The following is a 26,616-nucleotide window of genomic DNA, read 5'->3' as shown; positions in this document are numbered from 1 at the left end:
CCTGCCAGACTCGCCGCATGCGCATCAGCAGCGTCACCGTCGGACTCTCGGTCAGCGACCTCGTCGCGGCCCGGTGCTGGTACGAGTCGGTGCTCGACGTCGACGGCCCCCAGCTCGACCCGGTCGAGGGCATCGTCGAGTACGACCTCGGCGGCTGCTGGCTGCAGCTCGGCGAGGAGGCCCCGACCGGCTCCGCGACGGCGGTGCTGCGACTCGGCGTCGACGACGTCCACGCCGAGCGGGCCCGGCTGGTCGAGCTCGGCCTCGAGCTGCCCGAGGTCGTCCACGTGCCCGGCGTGCTCGACGTGGTCGACTTCCCCGACCCCGACGGCAACCACCTCAGCCTCTACACGCTCGTCGACTGACCGGAGCACGCCCAGCGGCGTCATCGGGGGCGGTGCGAGACTGGTCCCTCCGCGTCGGCCCTCGGCGCGGTGACGACCCCGAGGAGGCGCGTGGCCCGCACCCAGGAGCGCGACCGTGACGAGTCGAGCACGCACGTCACCGTGCAGCGCGTCGAGCGCGGCGACCTCTACGTCCGCGTCAGCACCATCGGCACGACGGGCGAGCGGCCGTTCGTGCTCGTGCCCGGCATCGGCGTCTCGTCGGACTACTTCGAGCGCCTCGCGCCCGACCTCAACCGCTTCGGCCCGGTGCACGCCCTCGACCTGCCCGGGTTCGCCGGTGTGCCCCACCCGGGCGAGGCCCTCGAGATCTCGCAGTTCGCAGACCTCGTCGGCGCCGTCATCGACGACCTCGGCCTGACCGACCCCATCGTCGTCGGGCACTCGATGGGCACGCAGATCGTCACCGACCTCGCGGCGCGGCGCCCCGAGCTGTCGACCCTCGTGCTGATCGGGCCGGTGATCAACCCCGCCGAGCGCCGTGTGCTGACGGCGGGCCGGCGCTTCGCCCAGGCCGCCTGGCACGAGCCCGGCCGGGTCAAGGTGCTCGCCCTGCGCGCCTACCTCGCCTGCGGCGTGCACTGGTTCTCGCAGGTGCTGCCGAAGATGATGACCTACCCGATCGAGGACGTCCTGCCCCGCGTGCAGGCCGACACCCTCGTGATCCGCGGCGAGCACGACGCCGTCGCGCCGCGCGCGTGGGTGGAGCGCGTCGGCGAGCTGCTGCCCTCGTCGCGCCTCTGGGAGATGCCGGGGGCCGCGCACTCCGTGATGCACGCCCACGCCCAGGAGGTAGCCCGCCTCTGCGTCGAGCACGCCGAGAAGCCCGTGCACCGCGACGAGGGCCGCGTGCTGCACGAGTACGTGGACGCGGGCGACGGCGACGAGCGCCGTGACTTCCGGCCCACCCTCGGCGAGTCGCTGGCCGCGGCCGGCGCGAGCCTCCGCGAGGGCCTCGCGATCGCCCGGGGCGACGACGCGGGCATCGCCGAGGCGAAGACCGACCACGCCGAGGCGATGCAGGCCGCCTTCGACCGGGCCGAGCGCGACCACGACCGCCGGCACGACCACGACCACGACCACGACTCGGGCGCCGAGCACGCCGGGGACGGCGACCCGGGTGCCGACCCCCGGAGCACCGAGCACGACGGGGACGCGCGGCAGGGCCGCACCGAGCGGGGCTGACCGGCCCGCGGGAGGCGCGGCGCGACTCCTACGAGCCCGTGACGGTCAGCCAGATGAGCGCGACGTTGAGGGCCACGACGACGACCGCGCAGGCCCAGGCCGCGACGCGCGTGGCCCTCGCGTTGACGCCCGTGCCCATGAGGCGGGCGTCGCTCGTGGCGATCACGAGCGGGATCAGCGCGAACGCGATGCCGAAGCTCAGCACGACCTGGCTGAGCACGAGCAGCCAGGTCGGGCTGATGCCCGTGGCGAGCAGCACGAGCGCCGGCACCAGCGTGACCACCCGGCGGACGAACAGCGGCAGGCGCACGTGCAGCAGGCCGCGCATGATCTCGGCGCCCGCCATCGCGCCGATCGACGTCGACGCGAGGCCCGAGGCCAGCAGGCCGACGGCGAACAGGACGCCGACGACCGGCCCGAGGGCGTCGGCGATCGCGTCGTGGGCGCCGGGGATGGTGTCGGTGCCGGTGCGGCCGGGCAGGGTCGACGCGGCCAGCACGAGCATGGCGATGTTCACGCCGCCGGCGATGACGAGGGCGAAGACGACGTCCCACCGGGTGGCCCGGAGCACGCGACGGCGGTCGGCGCCCTCGGTCACCGTGCCGTGGTGGTCGCGCACGAGCGCGGAGTGCAGGTACACCGCGTGCGGCATGACCGTCGCCCCGAGCATCGACGCGGCGAGCAGCACCGACTGGCTGCCCTCGAACCGCGGCACGAGGCCGGCGAGCATGTCGCCCGCCGACGGGGGCGAGAAGAGCAGGCCGGCGCAGAACCCGATCGTGAGGACGGCCAGGAGCGCGATGACGATCGTCTGGAAGACGTGGCCGCGGCGGTAGCGCGTCAGCATCAGGAGGCCGAGCGACACGGCGCCGGTGATCAGGCCGCCGACGACGAGCGGCACGCCGAAGAGCAGCTGCAGCGCGAGCGCCCCGCCGATGATCTCGGCGACGTCGGTCGCCGCCGCGACGATCTCGGCCTGGCCCCAGAAGGCGAGCCGTCGCTTCCGGCCGAGCCGGTCGCCGAGCACCTCGGGCAGCGACCGGCCGGTGACGATGCCGAGCTTCGCCGACAGGTACTGCACGAGCACGGCGATCGCGTTCGCCGCGACGAGCACCCAGAGCAGCAGGTACTGGTACTGCGCGCCGGCGGTGAGGTTGGCGGCGACGTTGCCGGGGTCGACGTAGGCGATGGCCGCGACGAACGCGGGGCCGAGCAGGGTTCCGCGGGGCCTCGGGAGCGCGACCGCGGCGGGCTGGTCGACCCGCGCCTCCCCGGGGGCGTCGTCGTCACGGCGGCGGGCGTCGATCGTCGGCATGCGCTCGACCCTACACAGGTTTCGGGTAGCCGAACTTCTTTGTTCACAGGGGTTGCGGGATACGACCCCTGCGAACTATGGCCGTCCGCGATGAGGCGAACAGAAGTCGAGCGCGACCATTCATCGGCCACCCGACCCGATGGGCCGAGACCGAAGATCGAGCCCTCAAGACCAGGTCTCCTCGTGGATGCGCGAGGGTTGCAGAACATCAGAATGTCAATGTAGAACGGTCTGACCAGACAAGAACGGAGATGACATGAACATCAGGAGTTCAACGAAGATCGCGGTGGTCTCGCTCACGACCATCGGCAGCCTGATCCTTCCCGTCAGCGTCACGTCAGCCGCTGCTACGCCCCCTCGAGAGACAACGCCGGCCGTCGCCGATGTCGCATCGGGGATGGCGGCCCTCGCCGACGCTCCTGCCCTCCCGGCAGGAACGGTGGAGACCCTCATCGAGGCGAACCAGGACGTCCTGGCGGCCCGCAGCGGCGTCGGAGCCGACGTGCCGGGAGCCATCGGATGGGATCTCGGTGCGGGGAACGTCGTCGTCCGCCTTCCCTTCTCCCCCGCAGGCGGCCTGAGGCCAGAATCGGCAGTGACGGCACAGTTCGCTCCCGGCGAGGACCCCGTCGTCATGGAGGTGGTGCTGACGGAGCGGTCGGACACGTCAGGTCGTGTCGAGACTTGGGTGAACGGCACCAAGATCGTCGACGAGGTGGTCAGCGACTCATCGGCACCTGTCAAGCAGGCGAAGGGGGCCAAGTGGGACCGCTTCGTGCAGTGCCTGAACAACGCAGGCGTTCCTGCATGGATCGTCACAGGCATCAGCCTCGCCTGTTCGGTGGCATGTGCCGCCACCCTCGGGGTGGGATGCGCCGTGTGCCTCGGCGCCGCGGCGGCAGGCTTCAGCGGCACCGTCAGCTTCTGCATCGCGTGGGCACGCGGATGACCGAGGCGACGCGGCAGCGGGCCCGCGTCCCAGCCAGGTTCGTCGTGAGCATCCAGTCAGGGCTGGCCGCACTGTCCCTCGCTCTCACGACCATCTTCCACTGGGGTCCCCTCGGCTGGGGAGCCACGGGTGCACTCCTCGCCTCGGCGCTGGTCACCGCCGTCGTCACGATCGGTCGCCGCCGTCACCGACGGTGAGCGGACCAGGCCACCGCTACACCGAGACCGCCCGCCCCCGAAGAGGGAGCGGGCGGTCTCGGCGTGGCAGAGGGGTCGGGGCTACTGCGTGGCGACCGTGATCGTGGCGACGCCGACGAGCATCTCGTCCTCGACGGCCTCGGTGCCGAAGGTCTCGTTGAGCAGCGAGGCGGCGGCCGGGCTGACGTGCACCGTCGTGCCCTCGAGCACGGCGTTCGAGCCCTCGGTGCGGAGCGGCTCGAGCGTGCCGCCCCAGAGGTTGAACAGGTACGCGTGCTCGGCCGCGACCGTGCCGTCTACCGTCACGTCGCCGTAGAGCTTCGACTCGCCGGGGTCGATGTCGAAGTCCGTCAGCTCGACGACGGTGCCGTCGGCCGCGGTGAGGCTGAGGCCCGAGCCGTCGTGCTCGATGAAGCCCTGCACGTACGGGCGCACCTCGCTGTCGGGGCCGTAGTAGTCGACGTTGCCGCCCGTGATCGGGAACGAGAACGTGCCGCCGGTGAAGGTCGCCGTGCCGACGACGCCGGGCGTGAGGCCCAGCGTGCCGAGCGCGTCGACGAACGACGCGTCGACGGCGACCTGCGTGTCGACGCCGCCCGCGAGGCTCGGCACGCTCGCGGCCGGGGTCTCGGCGACCGACGAGCCCTCGCGCTCGTCGGGCTCGTTGACGGGGTGGGTCGGGGCCGTGTTGTTGCTCTCCGAGTCGGAGGTCGACGAGCACGCGACGAGCGTGAACGCCAGAGCGCCAGCGGCGACGACGCCGAGCGTCGTCCGGACGAGGGAGGAGCGGTCGAGGTGGCGCATGGTGGTTCCTTGTCTCTGTGGTGGGGTCGTGCGGGGCACCGGTCGGTCAGACCTGGTGCTCGGGGATGAAGCGGTCGACGCGGCGGTGCCAGCGCTGCCCGAGGACGCCGCCGAGGAGCGCACCCAGGAGGCTGAGGACGAGCACCAGGCCGAGGAAGATCAGGCTCTCGACCGACATCGAGGTCAGGTCGTCGACCGTCGGCACCATGGAGTTCGGAGAGCTCTGGTCGCCCGCCTGGACGGCGACGACGCCGACGACGACCGAGGTGACGATCGTGATGACGAGCCCCCAGAGCCAGGTCGCGAGCCCCTGCTTGAGACCCGAGAAGCGGGCCACGCGAGAGGCCGTGTAGCCGCCGACGAGGTAGCCGACGAAGACGATGACGAGCACGCCGATGCCGACGACGAGCGAGAGCACCGGGCCCTGGTCGGCGAGCGTCTGCTGCAGCGCCAGCGGCGAGGCGCTGGGCGACGAGCCGACGACGACGGCCGCCGTGATGGACGCGAGGATCGAGAACAGCACCACGCCGAGGCCGGTCGCGGCGAACCAGCCCAGCAGGCCGGCGCCGAAGCGCATGCCGCCGAACTCCTCCTTCTGCTCGGCGAGGAGGTCGCGGCGGAGGCCGACGCGGTCGATGTCGCCGTCGTCGGTGGTCGGGTAGCCGCCGGTGCGGTCGCGCTCGACCGCTCCGGTCGGGGTGCGGCCCGCCGCGGGGGCGGGGGTCGTGCGGGCGTCGCCGATCCGGCCGTCGTCGGAGCGGGCGTGGGCGGCGGCGGCACCGGCGCCCGCCGCGGCGGCACCGGCACCCACGGCCACGGCGCCGTCGCGGGAGTCGCGGTCGCGGTCGGCGTCGCGGTCGCCGTCGCGCTCGGAGGAGTCGCGGACGGGCTCGGCGCGGGCGGCCTCGGCGGCACGGAGAGCCTCGTCGTCGTGGAGCGGACGACGCGGGCCGTCGTCGTCGGAGGACGACCCGGCCGACCAGGCGCGCGCGCCGGGGGCGACGGGGGCCACGACCGGGGGGACGGTCGCGTCGTCGCGGCGGTCGGCGTCGTCGCGGCGGTCGGCGTCGCCGTCGGCGTCGTGGCGAGCGTCGTGGTCGCGATCGTCGCTGCTCAGCGGTGCGATGACCTCCGTCTCGCCGTCGCGGTCGACACCGTCACGGCGCTCGGCCTCGATCCGCTCGGGGTCGACGCTCGCGTCGCCGTCGATGGTCGTTCCGCGGCCGTCGCCGGCGTCGACGCGGCGACCCTGGTCGCCTCCCGGCACCTCGGCGGCCGCGACGGAGCCGTCGGCGGTCGTCGGGGTCGCCTGGTCGTCGGCGAGCGACGCGGCGGGCGGGAAGAGCTCGCCCCGCGGCTCGACGTCGTCGTCGTGGCGGCCGGGCTCGTCACCGGTGACCGGCAGGGCGCGCGTCGCGGAGTCGGAGCCGTCGTGCTCGTGGTCGACGGGGTCGCGGGCGGGCTCGGCGGGGCCGCCGAAGTCGACGGCGGGGGCCGACGCGTGCTCGCCGTGCTGCTCGCCGTGCTGGTCGTCGGCGGGGTCGCGGGCCGGCTCGGCCGGGCCGCCGAAGTCGACGGCGGGGGCCCCGGCCTCGGGGCGGCCCTCGTCGACGCGTCCCTCGGCGTGGTCGTCGGTGCCGTCGGCCCGGGGGGATCGTTCGTCGGTCATGGTGCGCTCCTCGTGTTCGGGGACTCGTGCTCAGGTGCCGGCATCGACGACGTCGCGGGGGTGCGGGCGTCGGACGCCTGTGATCTCGCTGAACGGTACGCCCGTCTCCTCCCAGAAGCCGGGACGCCCCGCCCTCGGGGGGCGGACCGGTACCGTGGGGGCGACCGCCTGACGCGACCACCGGCCGCCGACCGAGACGAGGACGTCCCATGACCGAGACCGCAGACACCGCGCCCGCAGACGCCGCGACCGCAGCACCGACCCCCGGCGGCGAGCCGTCCTCCCGCCCCGACGGGCGACGTCGCCCGAAGCCCCCGGCCGACATCGCCCGCAGCTGGCTGCTCGTGCCCGGCACGGCGCCCGACCGGTTCACCCCCGCGGCGGCGTCGCGGGCCGACCAGATGGTGCTCGACATCGAGGACGCCGTCGACCCCGCCCGCAAGCCCGCCGCCCGCGACGACGTCGTCGCCTGGCTCCGCGACGGCGGCGAGGCCTGGGTGCGCATCAACGACCGCTCCACCGACTTCTGGTCGGACGACGTCGACGCCCTCCTCGGCCTGCCCGGCCTGCAGGGCGTCATGCTCGCCAAGACGGAGGCGCCCGAGCACGTCACCGAGACCTTCGACCGGCTGGGAGGCGCGGTGCGGGTGCTCGCACTGGTCGAGTCGGCCCTCGGCATCGAGGAGAGCCCGTCGATCGCCAAGGCCCGCGGCGCCTTCCGCCTCGCCTTCGGCAGCGGGGACTACCGCCGCGACACCGGCACCAGCGCCGACGACCTCGCCATGGCGTACCCGCGCTCGCGCCTCGTGGTCGCGAGCCGCATCGGCGGCCTGCCCGGCCCCATCGACGGCCCGACCGTCGGCAGCAGCCACCCGGTGCTGCGCGAGCAGGCGGGCGTCGCGGTCGCGCTCGGCCTCACCGGCAAGCTCTGCCTCGACGTCGAGCAGCTCCCGGTGATCAACGAGGTCATCAGCCCGACGCCCTCCGACGTCGCCTGGGCCCAGGACTTCCTCGCCGACTTCGAGGGCCGTGGCCGGGTCATCCGCGACGGCAGCGACCTGCCCCGCCTCGGCCGGGCGCAGAAGATCGAGAAGCTCGCCACCGCCTTCGGCGTCGCCCCCGCGAGCTGAGCCCGGCGCAGCACCCGAGGAGGCGCGTCCCCGCACCGGGGGCGCGCCTCCCTCGCCCTCCGGGCTGTGGATGTGTCGTCAGGGGTTGACGAACGACTGTCAGCGACATATCTTCGACACATCGCGGAATGGTCCGCGACACTCGACCCCGATCCGCCCGGCGACACCGCCCGCGGCCTCCGCCCGGTCGAGACCCCTGACCGGAAGGACGTGCCCCATGGCACAGCACCACGAGAACGACCAGCACCACGACCACGACCGCCGCTCGCACGACCCGCTCGCGGGCGGAGCGCGCTTCGGCCGCCCCTTCGGCCGCTCCGGCCGCCCCGGGCCGGGCTTCCCCGGCTTCGGGTTCCCCGGCCTCGGCGGTCCGGGCTTCCCCGGCCCCGGCGGCCCGCACCGCGGCGGCCGGGGGCGCGCCCGCCGCGGCGACGTCCGCCTCGCGATCCTGTCGCTCCTGGCCGACGCCCCGTCGAACGGCTACGGCCTGATCAAGGCCATCGCCGAGCGCACCGACGGCGTCTGGAAGCCGAGCCCCGGCTCGGTGTACCCGACCCTGCAGCAGCTCGTCGACGAGGGCTTCATCGTCGACGGCGTCGAGACCGCCACCGACGCCAAGGGCGAGTACTCGCTGACCGAGTCCGGCCGTGCGTACGTCGCGGAGCAGGCCGACGCCATCGAGGCCGCCTGGGCCGCCACGGCCGGCGACGCCGAGGGCTCGGACGAGTTCCGCGAGAGCCTCGGCAAGCTCTTCGGCGCGGTCCAGCAGTTCCGCACCGGCGTCACCGACGCCCAGCGGGCGGCCGCGACGGCGAAGCTCGACGAGACCCGTCGCGCCCTGTACGCCATCCTGGCCGACTAGCGACGGCGGCCCGGCCGGTGCCGGGCACGCGCCACCCCGGGGAGGCGCGGTGCAGCAGCCGCTGCGCCGCCCCCCCTCCGTCGTCCGCCCGGGCGCCGCGACCCCCGGGCGGATGTCGGCAGCCGGGTGCACCATGACCCGCGAGGGGCCGAGGGCCCCACCGGCAGGAGGCGCGGATGACGACCAGAGGCGACCAGGACGCACGTGAGGGGCTGGACGGGGCAGGCGGCATCGGCACCGGCACCGGCGACGCCGCAGGGCCCGTCGACTCCGGCCCCGCCGACCTCGCCGGCCTCGACCCGGACGGGCCCGAGGCTGCCTCGGCCACGGGCTACGACCCCGACTTCCTCGCCGTGGGCGTCCCGCTGCCCGACACCGGCGGCCGCGTCGTCCGCGAGCTGCCCTACGCGCACTTCACCGTGCTGCTCGACCCGGCGCGGCGCCTGGCGGCGCTGACCGCAGTCAACGTCGACGGGGGCTCGCTGATCGACCTCGAGCGGGGCGACGACTGGCACCTCGACGAGCGCGTGCCCGCCGACGAGCAGTGCGGCCCCGAGGTCTACGCCCGCAACGACCTCGACCGCGGCCACCTCGTCCGCCGACGCGACCCGGTCTGGGGCTCGCCCGCCGTCGCCTCCCGCGCGAACCGCGACACGTTCTCGTACACGAACGCCGCGCCCCAGGCCGCCGACTTCAACCAGTCGGCCGAGCTCTGGCTCGGCCTGGAGGACCAGGTGCTGCAGTACGCCCAGGTGCACCGGCATCGCCTGACCGTCTTCACCGGGCCGGTGCTGCTCGACGACGACGCGCCCTACCGCGGGGTGCGCATCCCCCGCAGCTTCTTCAAGATCGCGGCCTGGGCGACCCGGGGCGGTGCCGCGCTCCGCACCGCGGGCTACCTGCTCGACCAGGGGCCCGAGCTCGACGGCGTCGACCTCGAGGCCGCCTTCGCCCGGGCCCACGAGGCCGGCGACCCGCCGCCCCTGGGCGAGTACCGCACCTTCCAGGTGCCCGTCCGCGACATCGCCGCCCTCACGGGGCTCGAGATCGCGCAGCTCGCCGAGGCCGACTCCCTGCAGACCGTGCCGACCGTCCAGCCACCGGAGGGGCTGCGCCCCGGCTGGGTGCCGCTCACCTCGGTCGATCAGCTCACCTTCTGACCCGCCCCGCGCCTCCGGGCCCCGCGTGGCATCATCGACCTCCGTGCCCGACCTCGACCCCGAAGACCTCGACCCCGCCGAGCGCGACCCCGCGGGGCGCGACGAGGGCGGGCGACCGCTGACCGTGCTCGTGCCGCGCGACCACGACGCCCTCCCCCGGCGGTCGTCGTCGTGGCGGGCGATCCGGGCCTGGTTCGCGGTGCCCGCCACGGCGGCCCTGCCCGAGGCCGCCGCCGTGCAGCACCTGTTCACCGACCCCGAGCTGCACTGGGCGCCCGGCCTCCGGCGGGGCACCCTCGCCGTGCTGCCCTCCCCCTCCGCCTTCACGCGGGCTCTGCTCGCCTGGGAGTGGTCGATCGACGCGGCGGACTTCTCCGTCAGCTCGGCCGAGCCCACGGGGTGGTCCGCCGACGAGACCCGCGCCGTCGAGGCCTGGCTGCGCGCCGCCGCCGCGGCGCTGCAGCAGCAGGGCGACCGCATCGACGACGACGTGCGACGGGTCGTCGACGACGTCGCCGCGGGGCACGACGAGACCCGCCCCGCCGCCGCGGAGTCGGCCCGCCGCGCGGAGTCGGCCCGCGTCGGGGACTCGGCCCGCCTCGTCGAGGCGCGGCTCGGCACGGGGGTCGAGGGTCCCGCCGCCGGGGCGGCGCACCCCCGGGTCGACGTCGTGCTGCCCGCCTCCGACGACCCGGGCCGTGAGGTCTTCGTCGACGCGGCGGACGGCACCGAGCTCGGCGAGCGACGGACCGTCGCCGTCGACGGCGAGGTCGCGGCCTTCCGCTACACGGTCGCCGACGACGTCGACGACGTGACCCCGCGCGAGCTCGCCCGGTGGCACGACCAGCACCTGCAGCGACTGCTCCTCGCCGACGACGCCCGGCAGGCGGCCGTGCACGTCGTCGCGGGCATCGCTCCGCCGGCGTCGGTCGGCTACGGCGCCTAGCGGCTCAGCTCGACGTCGACGACCGCCACGAAACGGCTGCCGACGCCGTCGACCTCGGTGCGGACGACGCCCTCGGCCGGGGCCGGCAGCTCGTCGGCGTGGTGGTCGTCACAGCTGAGGTGCGTCCACTCGGGCCACCACTTCTTCGGCCGCGCGGCCTCGTGGTAGCCGCAGACGACGCACGACAGGTCGACCCAGACGGGCTTGCCCGTGCGGTTCGCGCGGGACTGCACCAGCCAGGCCGGCGGCGACTTCTCGAGCTCGAGCAGCTCGTCGACCGTGAGGCGGGCGGGGATGCCGTGCCGGGCGGCCATCTCGAGCGGGATGTCGAGGCGGAGGGCGGCGTCGCGTCGCGTGATCACGGTGCCCACCCTAACCGGCGTGCTGCTCCGCCCCGACGAGCACCTTCTCGAAGCAGATCGACTGCGGGATGGTCGTGACGTAGGGCTCGTAGGTGGGGATGCCCGTCCAGCCGGTCTTCTCGTACAGCGCCACCGCGTCGGGCTGGCGGTCGCCGGTCTGCAGGATCATCCGCGGGGCGCCCGCCGCGCGGGCGTCGGCCTCGACGCCGGCCATCAGGAGGCGCCCGATGCCCCGGCCGCGCTGCTCACGGTCGACGATGACGCGCTTGACCTCCCACTCGCCGCCCCGGTCGTAGAGGGCGGCGTGGCCGAGGGCCGTGCCGTCGGGGTCCACCACGAGGAGGGTGGCGCGGACCTTCTCGGGGTGCACGAGGAGAGCGGCGTCCCGCGCGGCCACGACGTCGTCGGGATCGGGCTCGCGGCCCGCGCTGTAGACCGCCGACATCTCGGCGTCCATCCGGGCGCGGAGCTCGACGGCGCGGGGGTCGTGCCAGTCGACGTGCTCGAGGTGGACGGGGGGCAGGGCGGCAGCGTTCGACACCTGTCGATCTTGCCACTCCGCCCGGGGTCTGCTCCGCGCCCGCGGTCTGCTCTGCACCCCAGGCCGGTGCCGAGGCCCTCGATCGGAGCCGAGGCCCGCTAGCGGAGGCTGACGCCCCGCGCCGCCATGAAGGGCACCGGGTTCGTCGAGGCGCCCGAGACGCGCGTCTCGAAGTGCAGGTGGCAGCCGGTCGAGTTGCCGGTCGAGCCGACGAGGGCGATCAGCTGGCCGGCGACGACCGACTGGCCCTTCGAGACCCGGATGCCGCCGTTGACGATGTGGCCGTACGCCGTGCTGAGGCCGCCACCGTGGGCGATGCGCACGTAGTTGCCGTAGCCGCCGTACGAGCCGGCGTAGTCGACGGTGCCGGACGACGCCGCGTAGATCGGCGATCCGCAGCCCGGGGCGAGGTCGATGCCGTCGTGGTTCGTGTAGATGCCGGTGACGGGGTTGACGCGCATGCCGTAGCCGCTCGAGATGCCGCCGCCGCTCGGGCGGACCCAGGCGCCGCCCGACGGGGACGGAGCGGGGGCGGGAGCGGACGTGCCCGGGCGGGANCGCGCTGCTGGCGGAGGGCCTCGGCCTGACGCGCGGCCTCGGCCTGACGTGCGGCCTCCTCGGCGGCCAGGCGGGCCTTCTCGGCCTCCACCCCGGCCTGGTACTGCTGCTCGGTGACCGCGGTCTCCGACTGGAGCGCGGCGAGCTGGGCCTGGAGGCGACCCTCGTTCTCCTGCTGGGCGGTGACGGCCGCGGCGGCGGCGTCGGACGCGGCCTGGGCCTCCGACATGGAGGTCTCGGCGGCGTCGCGCAGGCCGTCGAGCGCCTTCTTGGCGACGCCCGCCTGGTCGGTCAGCGACTGGACGACGTTGCGGTCGGCGACGGCCTGGGCACGGATGCCCTCGGCCTGCTCGGTGATCTTGCTCATGGCGCCGAGGCGGTACAGGAGGTCGTCGGCGCCCTGGGCGTCGGCGGCGAGCTGGGTCGAGACGTCTCCGCCGCCCGTCCGGGCGAGCTGCGCGGCGACCTGGCCGGCGCGCTTCTGGCTCTCGTCGGCGACGGCCTTCTTCTCGGCGACCTGGGCCTCGAGCTCGGCGAGCTTGGCGGCCTCGGCGTCGACGGACTCCTGCGCGGCCTGGAAGGCGGCGCCGAGGCGGTCGGCCTCGGCCTGCGCGTCGGCGGCAGCGGTCTGGAGCCCGCTCAGCAGGCCCTGGAGCTCGGTGATCTGCGCCTGCTTCGTGCTCTCGTTCGCGCGGGCCGCCGTCACGTCGTCCCAGCTGGGGTACGACGCCGCCCGAGCGGGCGAGCCACCGACCACCACGCCCGCGACGACGATGGCGAGGGCCACCAGGAGCGTCGTGACAGCGACGAGGGCGCTGCGGGCGGACGGGACGGAGACGGCGTGGCTCACGGAGGCGGTACCTAACTGCAGGAGGGACGCCGGTCTCCGCACCTCGTGGGCGCGTCCTCCCGGCCGGGGAACTCCTCCACCCTAGGTGCGCGACCGGCGAGGGTAAACCCGTCGGGCCCGATGCCTGTGGATGGATCTGTCCCCAGTTGAGGGTGCACACAGGGCCTCACGAGTCACAGGAGTCACACCGGCACCGCGTCTTGTCCCCCGGGGGCGCCGTCGCCGAAGGCGGTGTTGAGACGGTGCAGCGACGCGGCGAGCTGCTCCACCTCGTCCGCCCGCCAGTCGCCCAGGCGCTCCGCGAGGGCGGCGCGGTTGGCGTCGACGGACCGCGCGAGCAGCTCGTCGCCGCGGGGGGTGAGCGCGAGCACCTGGCCGCGGCGCGTCTCCGCCGACCCGGCCGGCGCCTCCTCGCCCACCGTCGTCACGAGCCCGAGCTCGACCAGGCCCGCGAGCTGACGCGACACGGTCGACCGGTTCAGCGAGAAGTCGGCGGCGATGTCGATCGCCCGACAGCCCGGGTGCGAGGCGATGAAGGTCACGAGCGAGTGCTCGACGAACGAGAGGGGGGCGCTGCGGGCACGGGCTCGCGCCACCGCCCGGCGGGAGACCCGCTCGAGCTCGGCGTAGACGGCGTCGATGCCGGTGGTCTGGTCGTCGGCTTGCACGCCCCGAGCCTACGAGGGCGAGCCCGGGCACGACGAGCTGGCACCGCGCGCGCTCGAGGGCTAGAGTGTGTTGCATGGTGCAACACAAACACTCCCCCTCGACCACGACCGCTCCGACCGCGACCGCCGCCCCGACGGCGGGCCGCCGCCCGCGGCTCGACCCCCGGTTCTGGCGAGGGCTCGGCCTGCACCTCCTCATCCCCCTCTTCCTCGCCGCAGGGATGGCGCTGGCGTACCTCGGCGCGTTCGGCCACCCCGCGCCCCACCACCTGCCGGTCGCCGTCGTGGGCACCAGCGCCGAGGCCGAGGTCTTCGCCCAGACCCTCAACGACCGGGCGCCCGACGCCCTCGACGTCCGCACGGTCGCCGACGAGGGCGCCGCCCGGGGCCTCGTCGCCGACCGGGAGGTCGTCGCCGCCTACGAGGCGACCGCCGACGACGCCACCCTCTTCGTCTCGAGCGCCGCGAGCGACACGACGGCGTCCGTCGTGCAGAAGGTCTTCCTGCCCGTGGCGTACCAGCAGCAGCTGCCGCTGCAGGTCGAGGACGTCGTGCCCTCGGGCGAGGGCGACCCCACCGGGCAGGGCCTCTTCTTCCTGCTCGTCGCCCTCAGCGTCGGCGGGTACGCGAGCGCGGCCGCGATCTCGGCGGTCGTCGCAGCGGCCCGCACGGGCCTGGCCGCGCGCCTCGGCGTCGCGGTCGCGACCGCCGCCGTCGTGGCCGCGATCGGCACCCTCGTCGTCGGGCCGGTCTACGGCATCGTCGACCACGCCCTCGGCCAGCTGTGGCTGCTCAGCTGGCTCTACGTCTCGACGATCGTCGTCATCGGCGTCGGCCTGCACCCGCTCCTCCGGCACTGGACCACGCCCGTGCTCACGATGCTCTTCGTGATGCTCAACTTCACCAGCTCGGGCGGGGTGTTCGCCGCCGGCCTGGTGCCGCCGTTCTTCGCCGCGCTCAGCAGCTTCTGGAACGGCGCCGCGTGGCTGCACGCGACGCAGACCGTCGTCTACTTCGCCGACCAGGGCGTCGGCCGCGACGTGCTCGTGCTCGCCCTCTGGCTGGTCGCCGGCCTGCTCGTCGCCGGGCTCGTGCACCTCGGCAGCGTCCGCCGCACGCGGCTGGCCGACGAGCTCGCGCCCGTGACGGAGGAGGACGAGGTGGTCGCCGCCTAGGCGACCCCCGCCCTACGACCGGGCAGCGGCGTCGACGACGTCGGCCGGGGCCTCGCCCGTCGGGTCGTCGGCCGTCGGGTCGTCGAGGTCGGCGCCGCCGAGGGGCGTGCCCTCCCACGAGACGAGGCGGAAGCCGTCGGTCGTGCTGCCCTCGACGACGACCACGCCCGTGTTCGAGAGGTCGTGGTCACGGACGAACGTGCCGCCCGCCCCCGCCACCCGGCAGCCGACCCAGCCGCGCACGGCCGCGCCGTGGCTCACCACGGCCACCGTGTCGTGGCCGTCGGCCGTCGCTCGCTCGATCGCCGCGTCGTAGCGGGCCAGGAACTCGTGGCCGCTCTCGGCCCCGGGCATCCGCGCGTCGCGGTCGCCGACGACCCACCGGGCGACCGTGCCCATGTAGGCGGCGCCCGCAGCGGGGTCGGCGCGCATCTCGAGGTCGCCCGCGACGACCTCGCGGAGGCCGTCGAGCACGACGGGCTCGAGGCCGCGCGCCGCGGCCAGGGGCGCCGCGGTCAGCTGGGTGCGGACGAGCGTGCTGACGAACAGCGCGCCGATCGTCTCCGCCGCGAGCGCGGCCGGCAGGGCCTCCGCCTGGCGCAGGCCCAGGTCGGTCAGGCGGGCGCCGGGCGCGGTGGTGCCGAGGGCGCCAATGACGTTGTCGGGGGTCTGGCCGTGTCGGATCAGGAGCAGTCGCATGATGCGCCCAGCCTACGAGAGGCCCCCGACGGCGGGCTCCGGGCGCGGCACCGGGCCCGGGCCCGCACCGGCGTCCGCGACGACGACCAGGTCGGCCGAGGCCCGCCCGGCGCGCACCAGCCGGGCGTTGCCCTCGTCGGGGCCGGTCGCCCACGCGAGCGCTGCCTCCTCGTCCTTGCCGAAGCGCACGTGCCGGGCCACGAGCCGCCGCAGGCGCTCCGCCGGGTCGACCTCGACGAACCACGTCTCGTGCAGGGCCGCGCGGGCCGCCGTCCACGGCTCGGCGTCCACGAGGAGGTAGTTGCCCTCGGTGACGACCACCTCGACCTCGGGCGCGACGGCGATCGAGCCGGCCACCGCCTCCTCGAGGTCGCGATCGAAGTCGGGCGCCCAGACCGGGCGCGGCCCCGGCGCCGCGAGACGCCGCAGCAGCGCGACGTATCCGTCGGCGTCGAACGTGTCGGGGGCGCCCTTGCGGTCGCGACGCCCGAGGCGGTCGAGCTCGACGTTCGCGAGGTGGAAGCCGTCCATCGGCACGACGACGGCGCTCAGCCCCGCGGCCCCGAGCGCGACGACGAGCTGGGCCGCGAGGGTGCTCTTGCCCGCGCCGGGCTCGCCCGCCAGCCCGACGACGGTGCGGCGCCGGCCGGAGGCGCGGTGCCGGTCGACGAGGCCGGCCGCGGCCTCGCTCGCCCGCGTCGCGCCCGCCGTCACGGCCTCAGAGGCCCTTCGCGGCGGCGGCCCGGTCGCGTCGGCCGGCCAGGGCCTTGCGCAGCACGGTGACGACGATCGGCATCACCGACACGACCACGAGGACGATCGCCCAGACGTCGACGTGGTCGCGGATGATCGGCACCCCGCCGAGCAGCGAGCCGAGCACGACCATGCCGACCGCCCAGAGGAAGGCGCCGACGACGTTGAAGACGACGAACTTGCGGTAGGTGTAGCCCGCGGTGCCGGCGGCCAGGGGCACGTAGGTGCGGACGATCGGCACGAACCGGCCGAGGATGAGCGAGACGCCGCCGTACCTGGCGAAGAACGCCTCGGCCTTCTCGAGGTGCGCGGTCTTCAGCACGCGTGCGTCGGGGCGGAACCACCGGCGCCCGAAGGTGTGGCCGAGGAAGAAGCCGACCTGGTCGCCCAGGAAGGCCGCGACGAACGCGCAGAGCGCGATCACCCACACCTCGAGGCCGAGCGGCTCGTGCAGCAGGCCGGCCGTGAACAGGAGGGAGTCGCCGGGCAGGAAGGGGAAGAGCACGCCCGACTCGATGAAGATCATCAGCGAGATGCCGGCGAGCGCCCACGGCCCGAGGGCGGGCAGCAGCGCCTCGGGGTCGAAGAGGAGGAACCCCCCGGAGGCGGCGGGCAGGGAGGCGAGGAGCGCGTCGGTCGTCACCGGAGGACTGTAACAAGGTCGGCGGGCACGACCGGTCCTCCCCCGCGCAGCGCAGCCGGGCCCGCTCCGCCTCGTCCGGTCGGCGGATGCCGCCGGGGCGCCCGCGGCCCTATCGTCGGTCGAGGACCGCCGTGCGACCGCGCGGGGGCGGCGCTGCGGCGCCGGACGGCCCCGGGGAGGAACCCACCACATGATCGAAGCTCGGCACCTGACCAAGAGGTACGGCCAGAAGGTCGCCCTCGACGACGTGTCGTTCACCGTGAGGCCGGGCATCGTGACCGGCTTCCTCGGGCCGAACGGCGCGGGCAAGTCGACGACGATGCGCATGGTGGTCGGCCTCGACCGCCCCAGCTCCGGCTCGGTGACGGTGAACGGCCGCCCCTACGCCGAGCACCGGGCTCCCCTCCGCGAGGTGGGCGTGCTGCTCGACGCGAAGGCCGTGCACCGCGGGCGCAGCGCCTCCGAGCACCTCCACGCCATGGCGGCGACCCACGGCATCGGCCGCTCGCGCGTCGCGGAGGTCATCGCCCTCACGGGGCTCGAGCCCGTCGCGAAGAAGCGCGTCGGCGGGTTCTCGCTCGGCATGGGCCAGCGTCTCGGCATCGCTGCGGCGCTGCTCGGCGACCCGGCCACCCTGATCTTCGACGAGCCGGTCAACGGCCTCGACCCCGAGGGCGTCGTCTGGGTCCGCACCCTGGCCCGCCACCTCGCCGCCGAGGGGCGCACGGTCTTCCTCTCGTCGCACCTGATGAGCGAGATGGCCCAGACCGCCGACCACCTGATCGTGCTCGGCCGCGGCCGCGTGCTCGCCGACGCCCCCGTCAGCGAGGTGATCGCCCAGGCCTCGGGCGACGGGGTGCGCGTGCGCAGCCCGCACCTGCCCCAGCTCGTCGAGCTCGTCCGCGCCGAGCACGGCGTCGAGCCGGTCACGGCCGACGACGGCTCGCTCGAGCTGCCCGGCGTCACCGCGGCCCGGGTCGGCGAGCTCGCCGCCTCGCGCGGCATCGTCCTGCACGAGCTGACCCCGGTGGTGCGCTCGCTGGAGGAGGCCTACATGTCGCTCACCCAGGACTCCGTCGAGTACCACGCGGGCGGCGCCGCCGCCGCGACCCCCGCCTCCCCCGCCGCGGCCGAGAAGACCGCCACGACCCCCGGAGCATCGCGATGACCGCCGCCGCCCCCACCCGACGCTCCGCCCACGGCCACTCGGTCGGGCCCGGCGTGACCTTCGCCCACGTCGTCGCCTCCGAGTGGATCAAGCTCCGCAGCCTGCGCTCGACCGCGTGGTGCTTCGCCGTCATCGTCGTGATCGTCGTCGGGTTCGGCGCGCTGTTCGCCTCCGTCGCCAGCGGCTTCGAGGGCATGGAGGCGACGGCCGAGCAGCAGCAGGCGCTCGGCGTGCAGGTCATCACGATCGGCGTCGCCTTCGCCCAGCTCGTCGCCGCGGTGCTCGGCGCCCTCGTCATCACCGGCGAGTACGGCACGGGCATGATCCGCTCGACCTTCACCGCCGTGCCCCGGCGCACGCCCGCGCTCGTGGCCAAGGTGCTGATCGTCGGCGTCAGCACCTTCGTCGTCTCCGGCCTCGCCCTGGTCGTCGCCGCGCTCGTCTGCACGCCCCTGCTCTCGTCGTCGACGGGCATCGAGCTCGACCTCGGCGACACCGGCCTGTGGTGGTCGCTGGTCGGCGCCGCCGCCAGCGTCGCGATGATCGCGATGATCTCGTTCGGGCTGGGCGCGGTCATCCGCAACGGGGCCGGCGGCATCGCGGCGTCGATCGGCCTGGTCTTCGTGCTGCCGATCATCTTCACGATCGGCATGGCCGTGATCTCCGAGCCGTGGATCTACACGCTGTACGAGTTCACCCCGCCCCAGGCCGCGACCCGGGTCTTCGAGTACCAGGTCGAGGGGTCGTCGATGCTGACCCCGCCGACGGTCGACGACGCCGTGGTGCTGACGCCGTGGCAGGCCCTCGGCGTGCTCGCCGGCTGGGTCGTCGCCCTGTTCGTCGTCGCGGTCGCCGCGGTGAAGCGCCGCGACGTCTGACGCCGCCGCCGTCACCGCTCGGCCTCGGAGCCCGCCGGCCGCCCCTCGGGGCGGCTCGCGGGCTCCCGGCACATCCAGGGGCGATCCGCGGGAATGATCCAGGCGGGCGGGGCCTTCTCCCTGGAGCGTCTCGACGGTGAGGTCGCCTCCCGCCATCCGCCCTCGTTCCCCAGGAGCACCGCCATGACGAGCGACACCGCCCGCCCCACGACCGCCGCCCCCGCCGGCGCGGCCGGCGCCGACGACGGCCCCGACGCGGCGACCGCCGCCCGCAACAAGCTGGTCATCGGCCTGCTGCTCGTCTCGGCCTTCGTCGTCATCCTCAACGAGACGATCATGGGCGTCGCGCTGCCCAGCCTCACGCGCGACCTCGACATCACGGTCACGGCCGGCCAGTGGCTGACCACCGGCTTCATGCTGACGATGGCCGTCGTCATCCCGATCACGGGCTTCCTGCTCCAGCGCTTCGACACGCGCCCCGTGTTCATCACCGCGATGAGCCTGTTCAGCCTCGGCACCGCCATCTCGGCGATCGCGCCCGGCTTCAGCGTGCTGCTGATCGGCCGCGTGGTGCAGGCGTCGGGCACCGCGATCATGATGCCGCTGCTCATGACGACCGTCCTGACCCTCGTGCCGCCGGCGACCCGCGGCCGCACGATGGGCAACATCTCGATCGTCATCTCGGTGGCCCCGGCCATCGGCCCGACCATCTCCGGCCTCATCCTCAGCGTCCTCGAGTGGCGCTTCATGTTCATCCTGGTGCTGCCGATCGCCCTCGCGGCGCTCGCCCTCGGGGCCGTCCGCGTCAAGAACGTGACGACGCCCACCAAGGTGCCCCTCGACGTGCTGTCGGTCATCCTCTCCGCGTTCGCCTTCGGCGGCGTCGTCTACGGGCTCAGCACCTTCGGCGAGGGCGCCGAGGCCGCCGTGCCGGCGTGGGTGCCGCTCGCGGTCGGCGTCGTGGCCCTCGTCGCGTTCGTGCTGCGCCAGCGCGCGCTGCAGCGCACCGACACGGCGCTCCTCGACCTCCGCACCTTCGCCTCCCGCACCTTCACGATGTCGACCCTCGTGCTCGGCATCGGCATGATCGCCCTGTTCGGCACGCTGATCGTCCTGCCGATCTACCTCCAGAACGTGCACGGCCTCGACCCCCTCGCGACCGGCCTGCTGCTCCTGCCGGGCGGGCTCGTCCAGGGCCTCCTGTCGCCGATCGTCGGCCGCCTCTTCGACAAGTACGGCCCGACCGTCCTGCTCGTGCCCGGCACCGCCCTGGTCAGCGCCGTGCTGTGGTTCCTGTCGACGGTCTCCGAGTCGACGCCGATCCCGATGGTGCTCGGGGCGCACGTCGCGCTGAGCATCGGCCTCGCCCTCATGTTCACGCCGCTCTTCACGTCGGGCCTCGGCTCGCTGCCGGGGCGTCTGTACTCGCACGGCAGCGCGGTCGTCGGCACGGTGCAGCAGGTCGCCGGTGCCGCCGGCACGGCCGTGTTCGTCACCGTGATGACCCTCGCCGCGACCACGGCCGCCTCCGGCGGCGCGGGCGACGTCGCCGCCGCCAGCAGCGGCGTGCGGGCGGCCTTCCTCGTCGGCGCGGTCATCTCGGTGTTCGCCGTGGTCGGCTCGTTCTTCGTCCGCCGGCCGCCGGTGGTCGAGGGTGCCGAGAAGGTGGTCGCGCACTAGCCGACCCTCCTCGGGGCGGACACCGCACCTCCCCGGCCCGCGGCCACGCCCGGCCCGCTGCCTCCCCCGGCCGGCGCCGCCTCCCCGGCTCCGCCCCCTGACGCCTGCGCGCCGACCCCGTGTCGAGCGTTCAGGCGTCATCGGCGTCCGGGGGCCGTCGGCGCCCCGCCGAGCCGGTCGCCCCTGAACGCTCGACGCCTCCGCCGAGAGCCCCTCCGGGGCACCGGTCACCGGCCCCGGGCGGGGAGTAGCTTCGACCGGTCGCGGCCCGTGCAGAGGCTGCACTCCTGCAGCGCCTGCACTCCCCGACCGGCCGACGGCACCTGCGCCGCGGCCGCTCCGCACGTCGAGCGCAGCACCCGGGGAGGCACCCATGTCGAACACGCCCACCACCGCCGAGGGGGCGACCGGGGCTCCCCGGCGCAGCCTCGTCCCGGCCCGGATGGACCGGCTGCCGTGGACCCGCTTCCACTGGACGATCGTCGTCGGCCTCGGCTTCTCGTGGGTGCTCGACGGCCTCGAGATCCAGATCGTCGCCTCCGCCGGCTTCCAGGCCGACCTCGGCCTCACGGCTGCGCAGGTCGGCTACCTCGGCACGATCTACCTGCTCGGCCAGGTCGCCGGTGCCCTGATCTTCGGGCGCATGAGCGACACGCTCGGCCGCAAGAAGCTCTTCATCCTCACGCTGGCGATCTACCTCGTCGCCAGCGGACTCGCCGGGCTCTCGCCGAACTTCGCCTTCCTGGCCGTGTTCCGCTTCATCGCCGGCATGGGCATCGGCGGCGAGTACGCCGCGATCAACTCGGCCATCGACGAGATCATCCCGTCGCGCTACCGCGGGCGCGTCGACATCGCGATCAACGGCACGTACTGGGGCGGTGCGGCCCTCGGCTCGGCCGCCAACCTCTTCCTGCTGAACACCGACTACTTCGCGGAGGACGTCGGCTGGCGCATCGGCTTCTTCATCGGCCCGGTGCTCGGGCTGATCATCATCTACCTGCGCCGGCACATCCCCGAGAGCCCGCGCTGGCTGATGACCCACGGCCGCGAGGAGGAGGCCGAGGCCACCGTCACCGACATCGAGAAGAGGGTGGAGGCGGAGGGCCGGCACCTGGAGCCCGTCAGCGACGACCAGGCGCTCGAGATCGCCGGCGACGGCCGGATCTCGTTCAGCGTCATCGTCCGCACCCTGGTGAAGGACTACCCGAAGCGCACCCTCGTCGCCGCGACGATGATGATCACGCAGTCGTTCCTCTACAACGCGATCTTCTTCACCTACGCCCTGGTGCTGCAGAACTTCTACGGCACCGACCCGGCGTCGACGCAGTACTTCTTCTTCCCGTTCGCGATCGGAAACCTGCTCGGCCCGTTGCTGCTCGGCCACCTCTTCGACACCTGGGGCCGCCGGCAGATGATCTTCCTCACCTACGGCGTCTCGGCCGTGGTGCTGGCCGTGTCGGCCGTGCTCTTCCACATGGACGTGCTGAGCGCGACGACCCAGACGGTCTTCTGGTGCGTGTCGTTCTTCTTCGCGTCGGCGGGCGCCTCCTCGGCGTACCTCACGGTGAGCGAGATCTTCCCGCTCGAGCTGCGCGGCCAGGTCATCGGCTACTTCTTCGCGCTCGGCCAGATCGCGGGCGCGGTCGCCCCGACGCTCTACGGCGCCCTGATCGGCGACGGCACCGACCGGGGGCCGCTGACCTTCGGCTACTTCCTCGGCGCGGGCATCATGCTGGTCGGCGGCGTCATCGCGTTCGTCTTCGGCGTGGCCGCCGAACGGAAGTCGCTCGAGGCGATCACCAGCCCGCTGTCGGTGGTCAAGCCCCGGTTGAGAGGCCGGGCCGGGTCGTGAGGCCGGCGCCGCTCGTCAGCGCGTGACGAGCGGCGTCATCCGGGCGAGGTCGGGCAGCAGGCCGATGTCGACCAGCACGACCTCCCCCGCGAGGCCGGCCGCGGGCTCGAGCAGCAGCCCGGCCTTGTGGCCGCCGAAGATGACCGTCAGGGTCGCCGGGAGCACGGCGGGGTCGGGCACGCTGCCGTCGTCGGGGCCGATGCCGCTGGGCACGTCGACCGCGACCACGGCGGGCGCGCCCGGCCCGCGCAGCGAGGGCAGCAAGGCCTCGACGACGTCCCGCGCGCGGCCGCGCAGCGCGGGGTCGGCGCTCGTGCCCGTGCCGACGAGGCCGTCGAGCAGCACCGCGGCGCCCGTCTCCTGCAGTCGCCGACCGGCGCCCTCGGGCGTGGCCCACGCGGCCGGGTCGTCCGTGACGGCCCCGGCCCCGGTGGCCGCCGCGAGGCCGGCCTCGTGCACCCGGGAGCCGGTCGGCACCACGGTCACCGGGCAGCCGTCGGCCGCGAGCGCCGCCCCGGCGAAGAGCGCGTCGCCCCCGTTCGACCCGCTGCCGACGAGCAGCACCACGGGGGCGGGCCACCGGCCGGAGGCGCGCAGCAGACCGCGCACCGCCTCCGCCAGGCCGTCGCTCGCGCGCTGCATCAGCGGCTCGCCCGCCGCGAGGTGCGGCGCCTCGGCCGCCCTGACCTGCTCTGCCGACCATCCGTGGACCATGGGGTCCATCGTGGCCGACCCGCGCCCCCCGCGCTCGCTCCGAGGGAAGCAGACCGTGACCGGGGCGATCCGGGCACGAACGGACCGGTCCGGGCACGCGGAGGCGCCTCCCTGCCAGACTGGCCGGATGCGTTCTGAGGCCCACAACCCCGTCGACGGCACCGCGATCGCCTACGAGGTGGCCGGTGACGGCGCCCCGCTGCTGCTCGTGCACGGCTCGGGCCTGTCGAAGGGCAGCTGGCGCGGGCTCGGCTACCTCCGCGACCTCGAGCGCGACTTCACCGTCGTCGCCCTCGACCTGCGGGGCCACGGCCGGAGCGGCGGGCCCCACGACCCCGCCGCGTACTCGATGGCCCACCACCGCGCCGACGTCGCCGCCGTGCTCGACGCCACCGGGCTCGCGCCGGTGCACTACGTCGGGTACTCGTTCGGCGCCCGGGTCGGCCTGTCGATCGCGGCCCACGAGCCCGAGCTGCTCCGCACCCTGACGACGATCGGGGGCAGCTGGGCGCCCATGAACGGCAACATCGGCGCGACCTTCACGCCCGACTGGCACGAGCGGCTCACGACCGGGGGCATGGACTCGTTCATCGCCGGGTGGGAGCTCGCGATGGGCCGCCCGCTCGACCCCGGCACGCGGCTCGCCTTCCGCCAGGACGACCCGCAGGCGCTCGCGGCGTTCTTCACCGCCGCCGAGACGGGCGGCGGCCTCACGGCCGAGCAGCTCGACTCGGTCACGGTGCCGACGCTGCTGCTCGCGGGCACCCGCGACGTCGAGCGGCACCGCGAGTCGCAGGACGCCGCACGCCGCATGCCCGAGGCCGCGTTCTACGAGCTCGTCGGCCAGGACCACGCGTCGTCGCTGCAGCCGGTCGACCAGGTGACCGACCTGCTGCGGACCTTCCTCGAGGCCGTCGACGCCTGAGCGCCCCGTCGCGTCAGCGCGCCGCCCCGGCGTCGACGGTTCAGGAGGCAGCCGCGCGGGGCGCCCCGCGACGGGCCGTTCGCGCCGGCCGCTCCTGAACGCTCGACGCGCTCGACGGATGCGACGCGCCCGTGGAGCGCGACACGGCCGCCCGTCGCTGCGATGATGGACGCACCATGGGCATCAGTCGTCGCGCGTTCCTGACGGGCTCGGTCTCCGGGGCCGTGCTCCTGCTGGCCGCCTGCACGACCGACGCCCCTCCGCCGACGGCGACCCCCACCCCCACGGCGACCCCGACGCCCACGCCGACCCCGCTGCCCGAGGGCGTCGCCCCGGTGGCCTTCCGGCGCAGCGACTGGGCCCGCGACCCCTACGCCCTCGGAGCCACGAGCCACCTCACCCCCGACGCCGGCCCCGACAGCCGCCGGGCGCTCCGCGAGCCCCTCGGCGACCGCGTGTTCCTCGCCGGCGAGGCCACGGCCTCGGTCTCACCCGGCACGGTCTCCGGGGCGCGGGCGAGCGGGTTCGAGGTGGCCGACGCCGTGGCCGACGTCGCACAGCCGGGCGAGCGCATCGCCGTGGTCGGCGCCGGCATCGCCGGGGCCACCGCCGCGCGCAGCCTGGCCGACCGCGGCTTCGAGGTCGTCGTGATCGAGGCCAGGGACCGCGTCGGGGGCCGCGTCCACAGCGTCGACGGCGACGACTGGCCCTTCCCGGTCGAGCTCGGCGCCGGCGTCCCCCTCGGCGACGCGGCCGTCGCCCTCCGCGCGGCCCTGGCCCTCGGCGGGGTGGCCCTGACCCGGCTCGAGCCCACCGTCGAGGCCCGGGCCGCCGACGGGGCCGCCCTCGTCACCGACGGCCCCGTGCTCGACGCGACGACCGCCTCCGCCCTCGCCCGGGCCGCCGAGTGGGCGGTCGGCCGCGCCGGCTCCCCCACCCTCGCGGAGGCGCTGGCCGGCTCCGGGGCCGACCAGGTGTCGGCCGAGCCCGACGCCTCGGGAGTCTCCGACGCCGACCGGCTCGCCGTCGTGGTCGACGAGGTGCTGCCGGTCCGCTTCGGCGCGGGCGCCTCGGCCCTCGCCGCCCGCGAGCTCGACGCCGGCAGCGCCTCCGGCGTCTCCGACCTCGTCCTGCCCGCGGACGCCGCCCTCGTCACGGGCGGCTTCTCGTCGTTCGTCACGGCCCAGCTGCGGGGCCTCGACGTGCTCCGCGACAGCAACGTCGTGCGCATCCGCCACGGCGACGAGGGCGTCGGCCTGCGGACGGCCACCGGCGAGTCGCTCTCCGCCGACCGCGCCGTCGTCACCGTCCCGCTGGGGGTGCTGAAGGAGGCGTCGGTCGAGTTCTCGCCGGAGCTCCCGCAGCAGCACCTCGACGCGATCGACGCCCTGGGCGTCGGCCACCAGGAGGTGCTCTGGCTGCGCTTCGAGCGGGCGTTCTGGTCGACGACGGCCACCGTCTGGGTCGTCGTCGACGACACGGCCCGCTGGCGCGTCTTCCTCAACCTCGAGCCGGTCACGGGCGCACCGGTGCTCGTCGCCCTCACGGGCGGCGACGCGGCCCTGGCGACCCTCGAGCTCGACGACGACGACGCCGTCGCCCAGGCGATGGCGAGCCTGCAGCCCTACCTCGACCTGCTCGACGACCCGGCCGACGACGACGCCGAGGGCGACGACGGAGCCGGCACCGAGCCGGGCGAGACCACGACCCCCGACTCGACCCCCGCCTCCTGAGCCCCGGCCGCGCCAGCCGCCCCGGCCGCCCCTGCCGCCCCGGAGCCCGCCCCGCCCCCGGGCTGGTCGGCGTGCCCGGGCGGAGGCGCGGTGCCCGCCAGCGGGCCGCGGGGCCGCAGGTGGCTGAGCGCGATCAGCCCGGTCAGCACCCCGACGATCGTGCCGAGCGCGATGGCGTTGTACATCAGGAACTCGCCGGGCCACGAGACCTGCGCCGGGTCGAGGAAGAAGTAGGGGTACCAGCCGACGTCGGCGCCGCGGACGATCGTGGCCACGCCCCAGACGACCGGGTAGACGAGGACGACGCCGAGCACCTTCCAGCTGATCCGGCTGCGCCCCGGGGCCAGCACCCAGTCGACGAGCACGTAGCTGGGGATCCAGAAGTGCAGCACCTGGCTCGACCAGGGCACGCCGATCGCGTAGCCGTTGGCCAGCGACTCGGCGACGATGATGCCGTAGACGATGCCCGACACGATGACGTAGGTCGTGACCAACGCGTGGACGGAGACGAAGAGCGACGACTCCGACCGGCCGCGGAGGGCGGCCACCCCCGAGCCCACGAGCACCACGACGTTCGACATGTTGCTCTGCTGCGTGAAGTAGCTGAAGTAGTTGAACGACGTGAAGGTCGAGAAGCCGAGCACGTAGACGAAGTTGCCCACGAGCGCGACGAGGCCCACGGCGGCGGCCAGGAGGCGCAGGCCTCCCACGACGTGACGCACTTCGACGGTTCTCCTTCGGCGACCTGCCGCGGCCCGGTCCGGCTGCGGCGGAGACGACGAGCGTACTAGCGCGG

At 74.7% G+C, this 26,616-nt stretch carries 27 protein-coding genes; 15 read left to right on the top strand and 12 right to left on the bottom strand.

The genetic code is table 11. The features are described 5' to 3' along the window. Nucleotides 1-17 precede the first annotated feature (17 nt). Together IFT45_RS03875 and IFT45_RS03870 are read left to right on the top strand one after the other, a co-directional pair. Nucleotides 18-365 carry a VOC family protein gene (locus tag IFT45_RS03875; protein WP_056052831.1) on the top strand — a complete coding sequence of 116 codons (348 nt, stop codon included), beginning with the start codon at nucleotides 18-20 and terminating at the stop codon, nucleotides 363-365. Between the two features lie 90 nt (nucleotides 366-455). Then, nucleotides 456-1,589: an alpha/beta fold hydrolase gene (locus tag IFT45_RS03870; RefSeq protein ID WP_371810868.1), complete on the top strand. Its 1,134-nt coding sequence runs from the start codon at nucleotides 456-458 to the stop codon at nucleotides 1,587-1,589. A gap of 28 nt (nucleotides 1,590-1,617) precedes the next feature. Here IFT45_RS03870 and IFT45_RS03865 read toward each other — a convergent pair whose 3' ends face one another. Then, a complete protein-coding gene (locus IFT45_RS03865) occupies nucleotides 1,618-2,904 on the bottom strand; it encodes an Nramp family divalent metal transporter (protein ID WP_192045336.1) in 1,287 nt (428 codons plus the stop codon). A 256-nt stretch (nucleotides 2,905-3,160) separates the two neighbouring features. Between IFT45_RS03865 and IFT45_RS03860 the strand changes: the two genes are divergently transcribed. After that, nucleotides 3,161-3,853, top strand: coding sequence for a hypothetical protein (locus tag IFT45_RS03860; RefSeq protein ID WP_185231680.1), 693 nt, complete (start codon nucleotides 3,161-3,163; stop codon nucleotides 3,851-3,853). Nucleotides 3,854-3,897: 44 nt separating this feature from the next. Beyond that, nucleotides 3,898-4,050, top strand: coding sequence for a hypothetical protein (locus IFT45_RS03855; RefSeq protein ID WP_192126834.1), 153 nt, complete (start codon nucleotides 3,898-3,900; stop codon nucleotides 4,048-4,050). Between the two features lie 81 nt (nucleotides 4,051-4,131). On the opposite strand, the gene IFT45_RS03850 is transcribed toward IFT45_RS03855, so the two are convergent. After that, on the bottom strand, nucleotides 4,132-4,854 hold the full coding sequence (locus tag IFT45_RS03850; protein WP_167258365.1) for a hypothetical protein: 723 nt from the start codon (nucleotides 4,852-4,854) through the stop codon (nucleotides 4,132-4,134). A gap of 46 nt (nucleotides 4,855-4,900) precedes the next feature. Further along, nucleotides 4,901-6,523, bottom strand: coding sequence for a hypothetical protein (locus tag IFT45_RS03845; RefSeq protein WP_192126832.1), 1,623 nt, complete (start codon nucleotides 6,521-6,523; stop codon nucleotides 4,901-4,903). Nucleotides 6,524-6,732: 209 nt separating this feature from the next. Here IFT45_RS03845 and IFT45_RS03840 point away from each other — a divergent pair, with 209 nt between their 5' ends. From IFT45_RS03840 to IFT45_RS03825, 4 genes are all read left to right on the top strand, one after another. Beyond that, on the top strand, nucleotides 6,733-7,653 hold the full coding sequence (locus IFT45_RS03840; RefSeq protein ID WP_167258361.1) for a CoA ester lyase: 921 nt from the start codon (nucleotides 6,733-6,735) through the stop codon (nucleotides 7,651-7,653). A gap of 217 nt (nucleotides 7,654-7,870) precedes the next feature. Continuing rightward, entirely contained in the window at nucleotides 7,871-8,515 is a 645-nt protein-coding gene (locus IFT45_RS03835; protein ID WP_192126830.1) for a PadR family transcriptional regulator, read from the top strand. Between the two features lie 176 nt (nucleotides 8,516-8,691). After that, nucleotides 8,692-9,675: a DNA/RNA non-specific endonuclease gene (locus IFT45_RS03830; protein WP_192126828.1), complete on the top strand. Its 984-nt coding sequence runs from the start codon at nucleotides 8,692-8,694 to the stop codon at nucleotides 9,673-9,675. Between the two features lie 43 nt (nucleotides 9,676-9,718). Continuing rightward, nucleotides 9,719-10,621 carry a hypothetical protein gene (locus IFT45_RS03825; RefSeq protein ID WP_206759060.1) on the top strand — a complete coding sequence of 301 codons (903 nt, stop codon included), beginning with the start codon at nucleotides 9,719-9,721 and terminating at the stop codon, nucleotides 10,619-10,621. Here the strand turns inward: IFT45_RS03825 and IFT45_RS03820 are convergent. The 4 genes from IFT45_RS03820 to IFT45_RS16965 all read right to left on the bottom strand — a co-directional run bounded on the left by IFT45_RS03820 (nucleotide 10,618) and on the right by IFT45_RS16965 (nucleotide 13,600). After that, nucleotides 10,618-10,983 (bottom strand): hypothetical protein, encoded by a 366-nt coding sequence (locus tag IFT45_RS03820; protein WP_185231666.1) that lies wholly within the window; start codon nucleotides 10,981-10,983, stop codon nucleotides 10,618-10,620. The two genes, IFT45_RS03825 and IFT45_RS03820, sit on opposite strands and share 4 nt — an antisense overlap. Nucleotides 10,984-10,993: 10 nt before the next feature. Then, nucleotides 10,994-11,524 (bottom strand): GNAT family N-acetyltransferase, encoded by a 531-nt coding sequence (locus IFT45_RS03815; RefSeq protein ID WP_056052819.1) that lies wholly within the window; start codon nucleotides 11,522-11,524, stop codon nucleotides 10,994-10,996. Nucleotides 11,525-11,622: 98 nt separating this feature from the next. After that, the gene (locus IFT45_RS03810; RefSeq protein ID WP_056052816.1) at nucleotides 11,623-11,985 is read right to left on the bottom strand and encodes a M23 family metallopeptidase; all 363 of its coding nucleotides are present in this window, start codon (nucleotides 11,983-11,985) and stop codon (nucleotides 11,623-11,625) included. 1,129 nt (nucleotides 11,986-13,114) lie between these two features. Next, nucleotides 13,115-13,600: a MarR family winged helix-turn-helix transcriptional regulator gene (locus IFT45_RS16965; RefSeq protein WP_192126823.1), complete on the bottom strand. Its 486-nt coding sequence runs from the start codon at nucleotides 13,598-13,600 to the stop codon at nucleotides 13,115-13,117. A 74-nt stretch (nucleotides 13,601-13,674) separates the two neighbouring features. Between IFT45_RS16965 and IFT45_RS03800 the strand changes: the two genes are divergently transcribed. Next, a complete protein-coding gene (locus tag IFT45_RS03800; protein WP_192126821.1) occupies nucleotides 13,675-14,775 on the top strand; it encodes a hypothetical protein in 1,101 nt (366 codons plus the stop codon). A gap of 12 nt (nucleotides 14,776-14,787) precedes the next feature. Here the strand turns inward: IFT45_RS03800 and IFT45_RS03795 are convergent, their stop codons facing one another. The 3 genes from IFT45_RS03795 to IFT45_RS16955 are packed head-to-tail and all read right to left on the bottom strand — an operon-like array spanning nucleotide 14,788 to nucleotide 16,870. Beyond that, nucleotides 14,788-15,474: a histidine phosphatase family protein gene (locus tag IFT45_RS03795; RefSeq protein ID WP_192126819.1), complete on the bottom strand. Its 687-nt coding sequence runs from the start codon at nucleotides 15,472-15,474 to the stop codon at nucleotides 14,788-14,790. 12 nt (nucleotides 15,475-15,486) lie between these two features. Continuing rightward, nucleotides 15,487-16,188, bottom strand: coding sequence for a nucleoside/nucleotide kinase family protein (locus IFT45_RS03790; RefSeq protein ID WP_192126817.1), 702 nt, complete (start codon nucleotides 16,186-16,188; stop codon nucleotides 15,487-15,489). Between the two features lie 4 nt (nucleotides 16,189-16,192). Then, entirely contained in the window at nucleotides 16,193-16,870 is a 678-nt protein-coding gene (locus IFT45_RS16955) for a DedA family protein (protein WP_235491139.1), read from the bottom strand. A gap of 190 nt (nucleotides 16,871-17,060) precedes the next feature. Here IFT45_RS16955 and IFT45_RS03780 point away from each other — a divergent pair, with 190 nt between their 5' ends. The 4 genes from IFT45_RS03780 to IFT45_RS03765 all read left to right on the top strand — a co-directional run bounded on the left by IFT45_RS03780 (nucleotide 17,061) and on the right by IFT45_RS03765 (nucleotide 22,448). Beyond that, nucleotides 17,061-18,038, top strand: a complete 978-nt coding sequence (locus tag IFT45_RS03780) for an ABC transporter ATP-binding protein (RefSeq protein ID WP_192126812.1) — start codon at nucleotides 17,061-17,063, stop codon at nucleotides 18,036-18,038. Further along, on the top strand, nucleotides 18,035-18,916 hold the full coding sequence (locus IFT45_RS03775) for an ABC transporter permease subunit (protein ID WP_056052801.1): 882 nt from the start codon (nucleotides 18,035-18,037) through the stop codon (nucleotides 18,914-18,916). The genes IFT45_RS03780 and IFT45_RS03775 overlap by 4 nt, the downstream gene beginning before the upstream one ends. A 183-nt stretch (nucleotides 18,917-19,099) precedes the next feature. Further along, a complete protein-coding gene (locus tag IFT45_RS03770; protein ID WP_056052796.1) occupies nucleotides 19,100-20,596 on the top strand; it encodes a DHA2 family efflux MFS transporter permease subunit in 1,497 nt (498 codons plus the stop codon). A 442-nt stretch (nucleotides 20,597-21,038) separates the two neighbouring features. Further along, nucleotides 21,039-22,448, top strand: a complete 1,410-nt coding sequence (locus tag IFT45_RS03765; RefSeq protein ID WP_192127353.1) for an MFS transporter — start codon at nucleotides 21,039-21,041, stop codon at nucleotides 22,446-22,448. 15 nt (nucleotides 22,449-22,463) lie between these two features. Here the strand turns inward: IFT45_RS03765 and IFT45_RS03760 are convergent, their stop codons facing one another. Continuing rightward, nucleotides 22,464-23,162: an NAD(P)H-hydrate epimerase gene (locus tag IFT45_RS03760; protein ID WP_244637698.1), complete on the bottom strand. Its 699-nt coding sequence runs from the start codon at nucleotides 23,160-23,162 to the stop codon at nucleotides 22,464-22,466. Nucleotides 23,163-23,289: 127 nt separating this feature from the next. Between IFT45_RS03760 and IFT45_RS03755 the strand changes: the two genes are divergently transcribed. Together IFT45_RS03755 and IFT45_RS03750 are read left to right on the top strand one after the other, a co-directional pair. Next, complete coding sequence (locus tag IFT45_RS03755) at nucleotides 23,290-24,087, top strand: alpha/beta fold hydrolase (protein ID WP_192126808.1); 798 nt, start codon at nucleotides 23,290-23,292, stop codon at nucleotides 24,085-24,087. 176 nt (nucleotides 24,088-24,263) lie between these two features. Then, nucleotides 24,264-25,820: an NAD(P)/FAD-dependent oxidoreductase gene (locus tag IFT45_RS03750; protein ID WP_192126806.1), complete on the top strand. Its 1,557-nt coding sequence runs from the start codon at nucleotides 24,264-24,266 to the stop codon at nucleotides 25,818-25,820. On the opposite strand, the gene IFT45_RS17435 is transcribed toward IFT45_RS03750, so the two are convergent. Next, entirely contained in the window at nucleotides 25,712-26,542 is an 831-nt protein-coding gene (locus IFT45_RS17435) for a Pr6Pr family membrane protein (protein WP_192126804.1), read from the bottom strand. The genes IFT45_RS03750 and IFT45_RS17435 overlap by 109 nt on opposite strands. Between the last annotated feature and the right edge of the window lie 74 nt (nucleotides 26,543-26,616).

The organism is Frigoribacterium sp. CFBP 13707 (assembly GCF_014842245.1).
In the GTDB taxonomy this organism is placed as follows: Bacteria; Actinomycetota; Actinomycetes; order Actinomycetales; family Microbacteriaceae; genus Frigoribacterium; species Frigoribacterium endophyticum.
This window is presented reverse-complemented; position numbering and strand designations above follow the sequence as displayed.

Coding starts and splice junctions, on each gene's coding strand:
- IFT45_RS03875 (WP_056052831.1), top strand. CDS start 18: ATGCGCATCAGCAGCGTCACCGTCGGACTCTCGGTCAGCGACCTCGTC.
- IFT45_RS03865 (WP_192045336.1), bottom strand. CDS start 2,904: ATGCCGACGATCGACGCCCGCCGCCGTGACGACGACGCCCCCGGGGAG.
- IFT45_RS03860 (WP_185231680.1), top strand. CDS start 3,161: ATGAACATCAGGAGTTCAACGAAGATCGCGGTGGTCTCGCTCACGACC.
- IFT45_RS03850 (WP_167258365.1), bottom strand. CDS start 4,854: ATGCGCCACCTCGACCGCTCCTCCCTCGTCCGGACGACGCTCGGCGTC.
- IFT45_RS03845 (WP_192126832.1), bottom strand. CDS start 6,523: ATGACCGACGAACGATCCCCCCGGGCCGACGGCACCGACGACCACGCC.
- IFT45_RS03840 (WP_167258361.1), top strand. CDS start 6,733: ATGACCGAGACCGCAGACACCGCGCCCGCAGACGCCGCGACCGCAGCA.
- IFT45_RS03835 (WP_192126830.1), top strand. CDS start 7,871: ATGGCACAGCACCACGAGAACGACCAGCACCACGACCACGACCGCCGC.
- IFT45_RS03830 (WP_192126828.1), top strand. CDS start 8,692: ATGACGACCAGAGGCGACCAGGACGCACGTGAGGGGCTGGACGGGGCA.
- IFT45_RS03810 (WP_056052816.1), bottom strand. CDS start 11,985: ATGCGCGTCAACCCCGTCACCGGCATCTACACGAACCACGACGGCATC.
- IFT45_RS03800 (WP_192126821.1), top strand. CDS start 13,675: ATGGTGCAACACAAACACTCCCCCTCGACCACGACCGCTCCGACCGCG.
- IFT45_RS03795 (WP_192126819.1), bottom strand. CDS start 15,474: ATGCGACTGCTCCTGATCCGACACGGCCAGACCCCCGACAACGTCATT.
- IFT45_RS03780 (WP_192126812.1), top strand. CDS start 17,061: ATGATCGAAGCTCGGCACCTGACCAAGAGGTACGGCCAGAAGGTCGCC.
- IFT45_RS03775 (WP_056052801.1), top strand. CDS start 18,035: ATGACCGCCGCCGCCCCCACCCGACGCTCCGCCCACGGCCACTCGGTC.
- IFT45_RS03770 (WP_056052796.1), top strand. CDS start 19,100: ATGACGAGCGACACCGCCCGCCCCACGACCGCCGCCCCCGCCGGCGCG.
- IFT45_RS03765 (WP_192127353.1), top strand. CDS start 21,039: ATGGACCGGCTGCCGTGGACCCGCTTCCACTGGACGATCGTCGTCGGC.
- IFT45_RS03760 (WP_244637698.1), bottom strand. CDS start 23,162: ATGGTCCACGGATGGTCGGCAGAGCAGGTCAGGGCGGCCGAGGCGCCG.
- IFT45_RS03755 (WP_192126808.1), top strand. CDS start 23,290: ATGCGTTCTGAGGCCCACAACCCCGTCGACGGCACCGCGATCGCCTAC.
- IFT45_RS03750 (WP_192126806.1), top strand. CDS start 24,264: ATGGGCATCAGTCGTCGCGCGTTCCTGACGGGCTCGGTCTCCGGGGCC.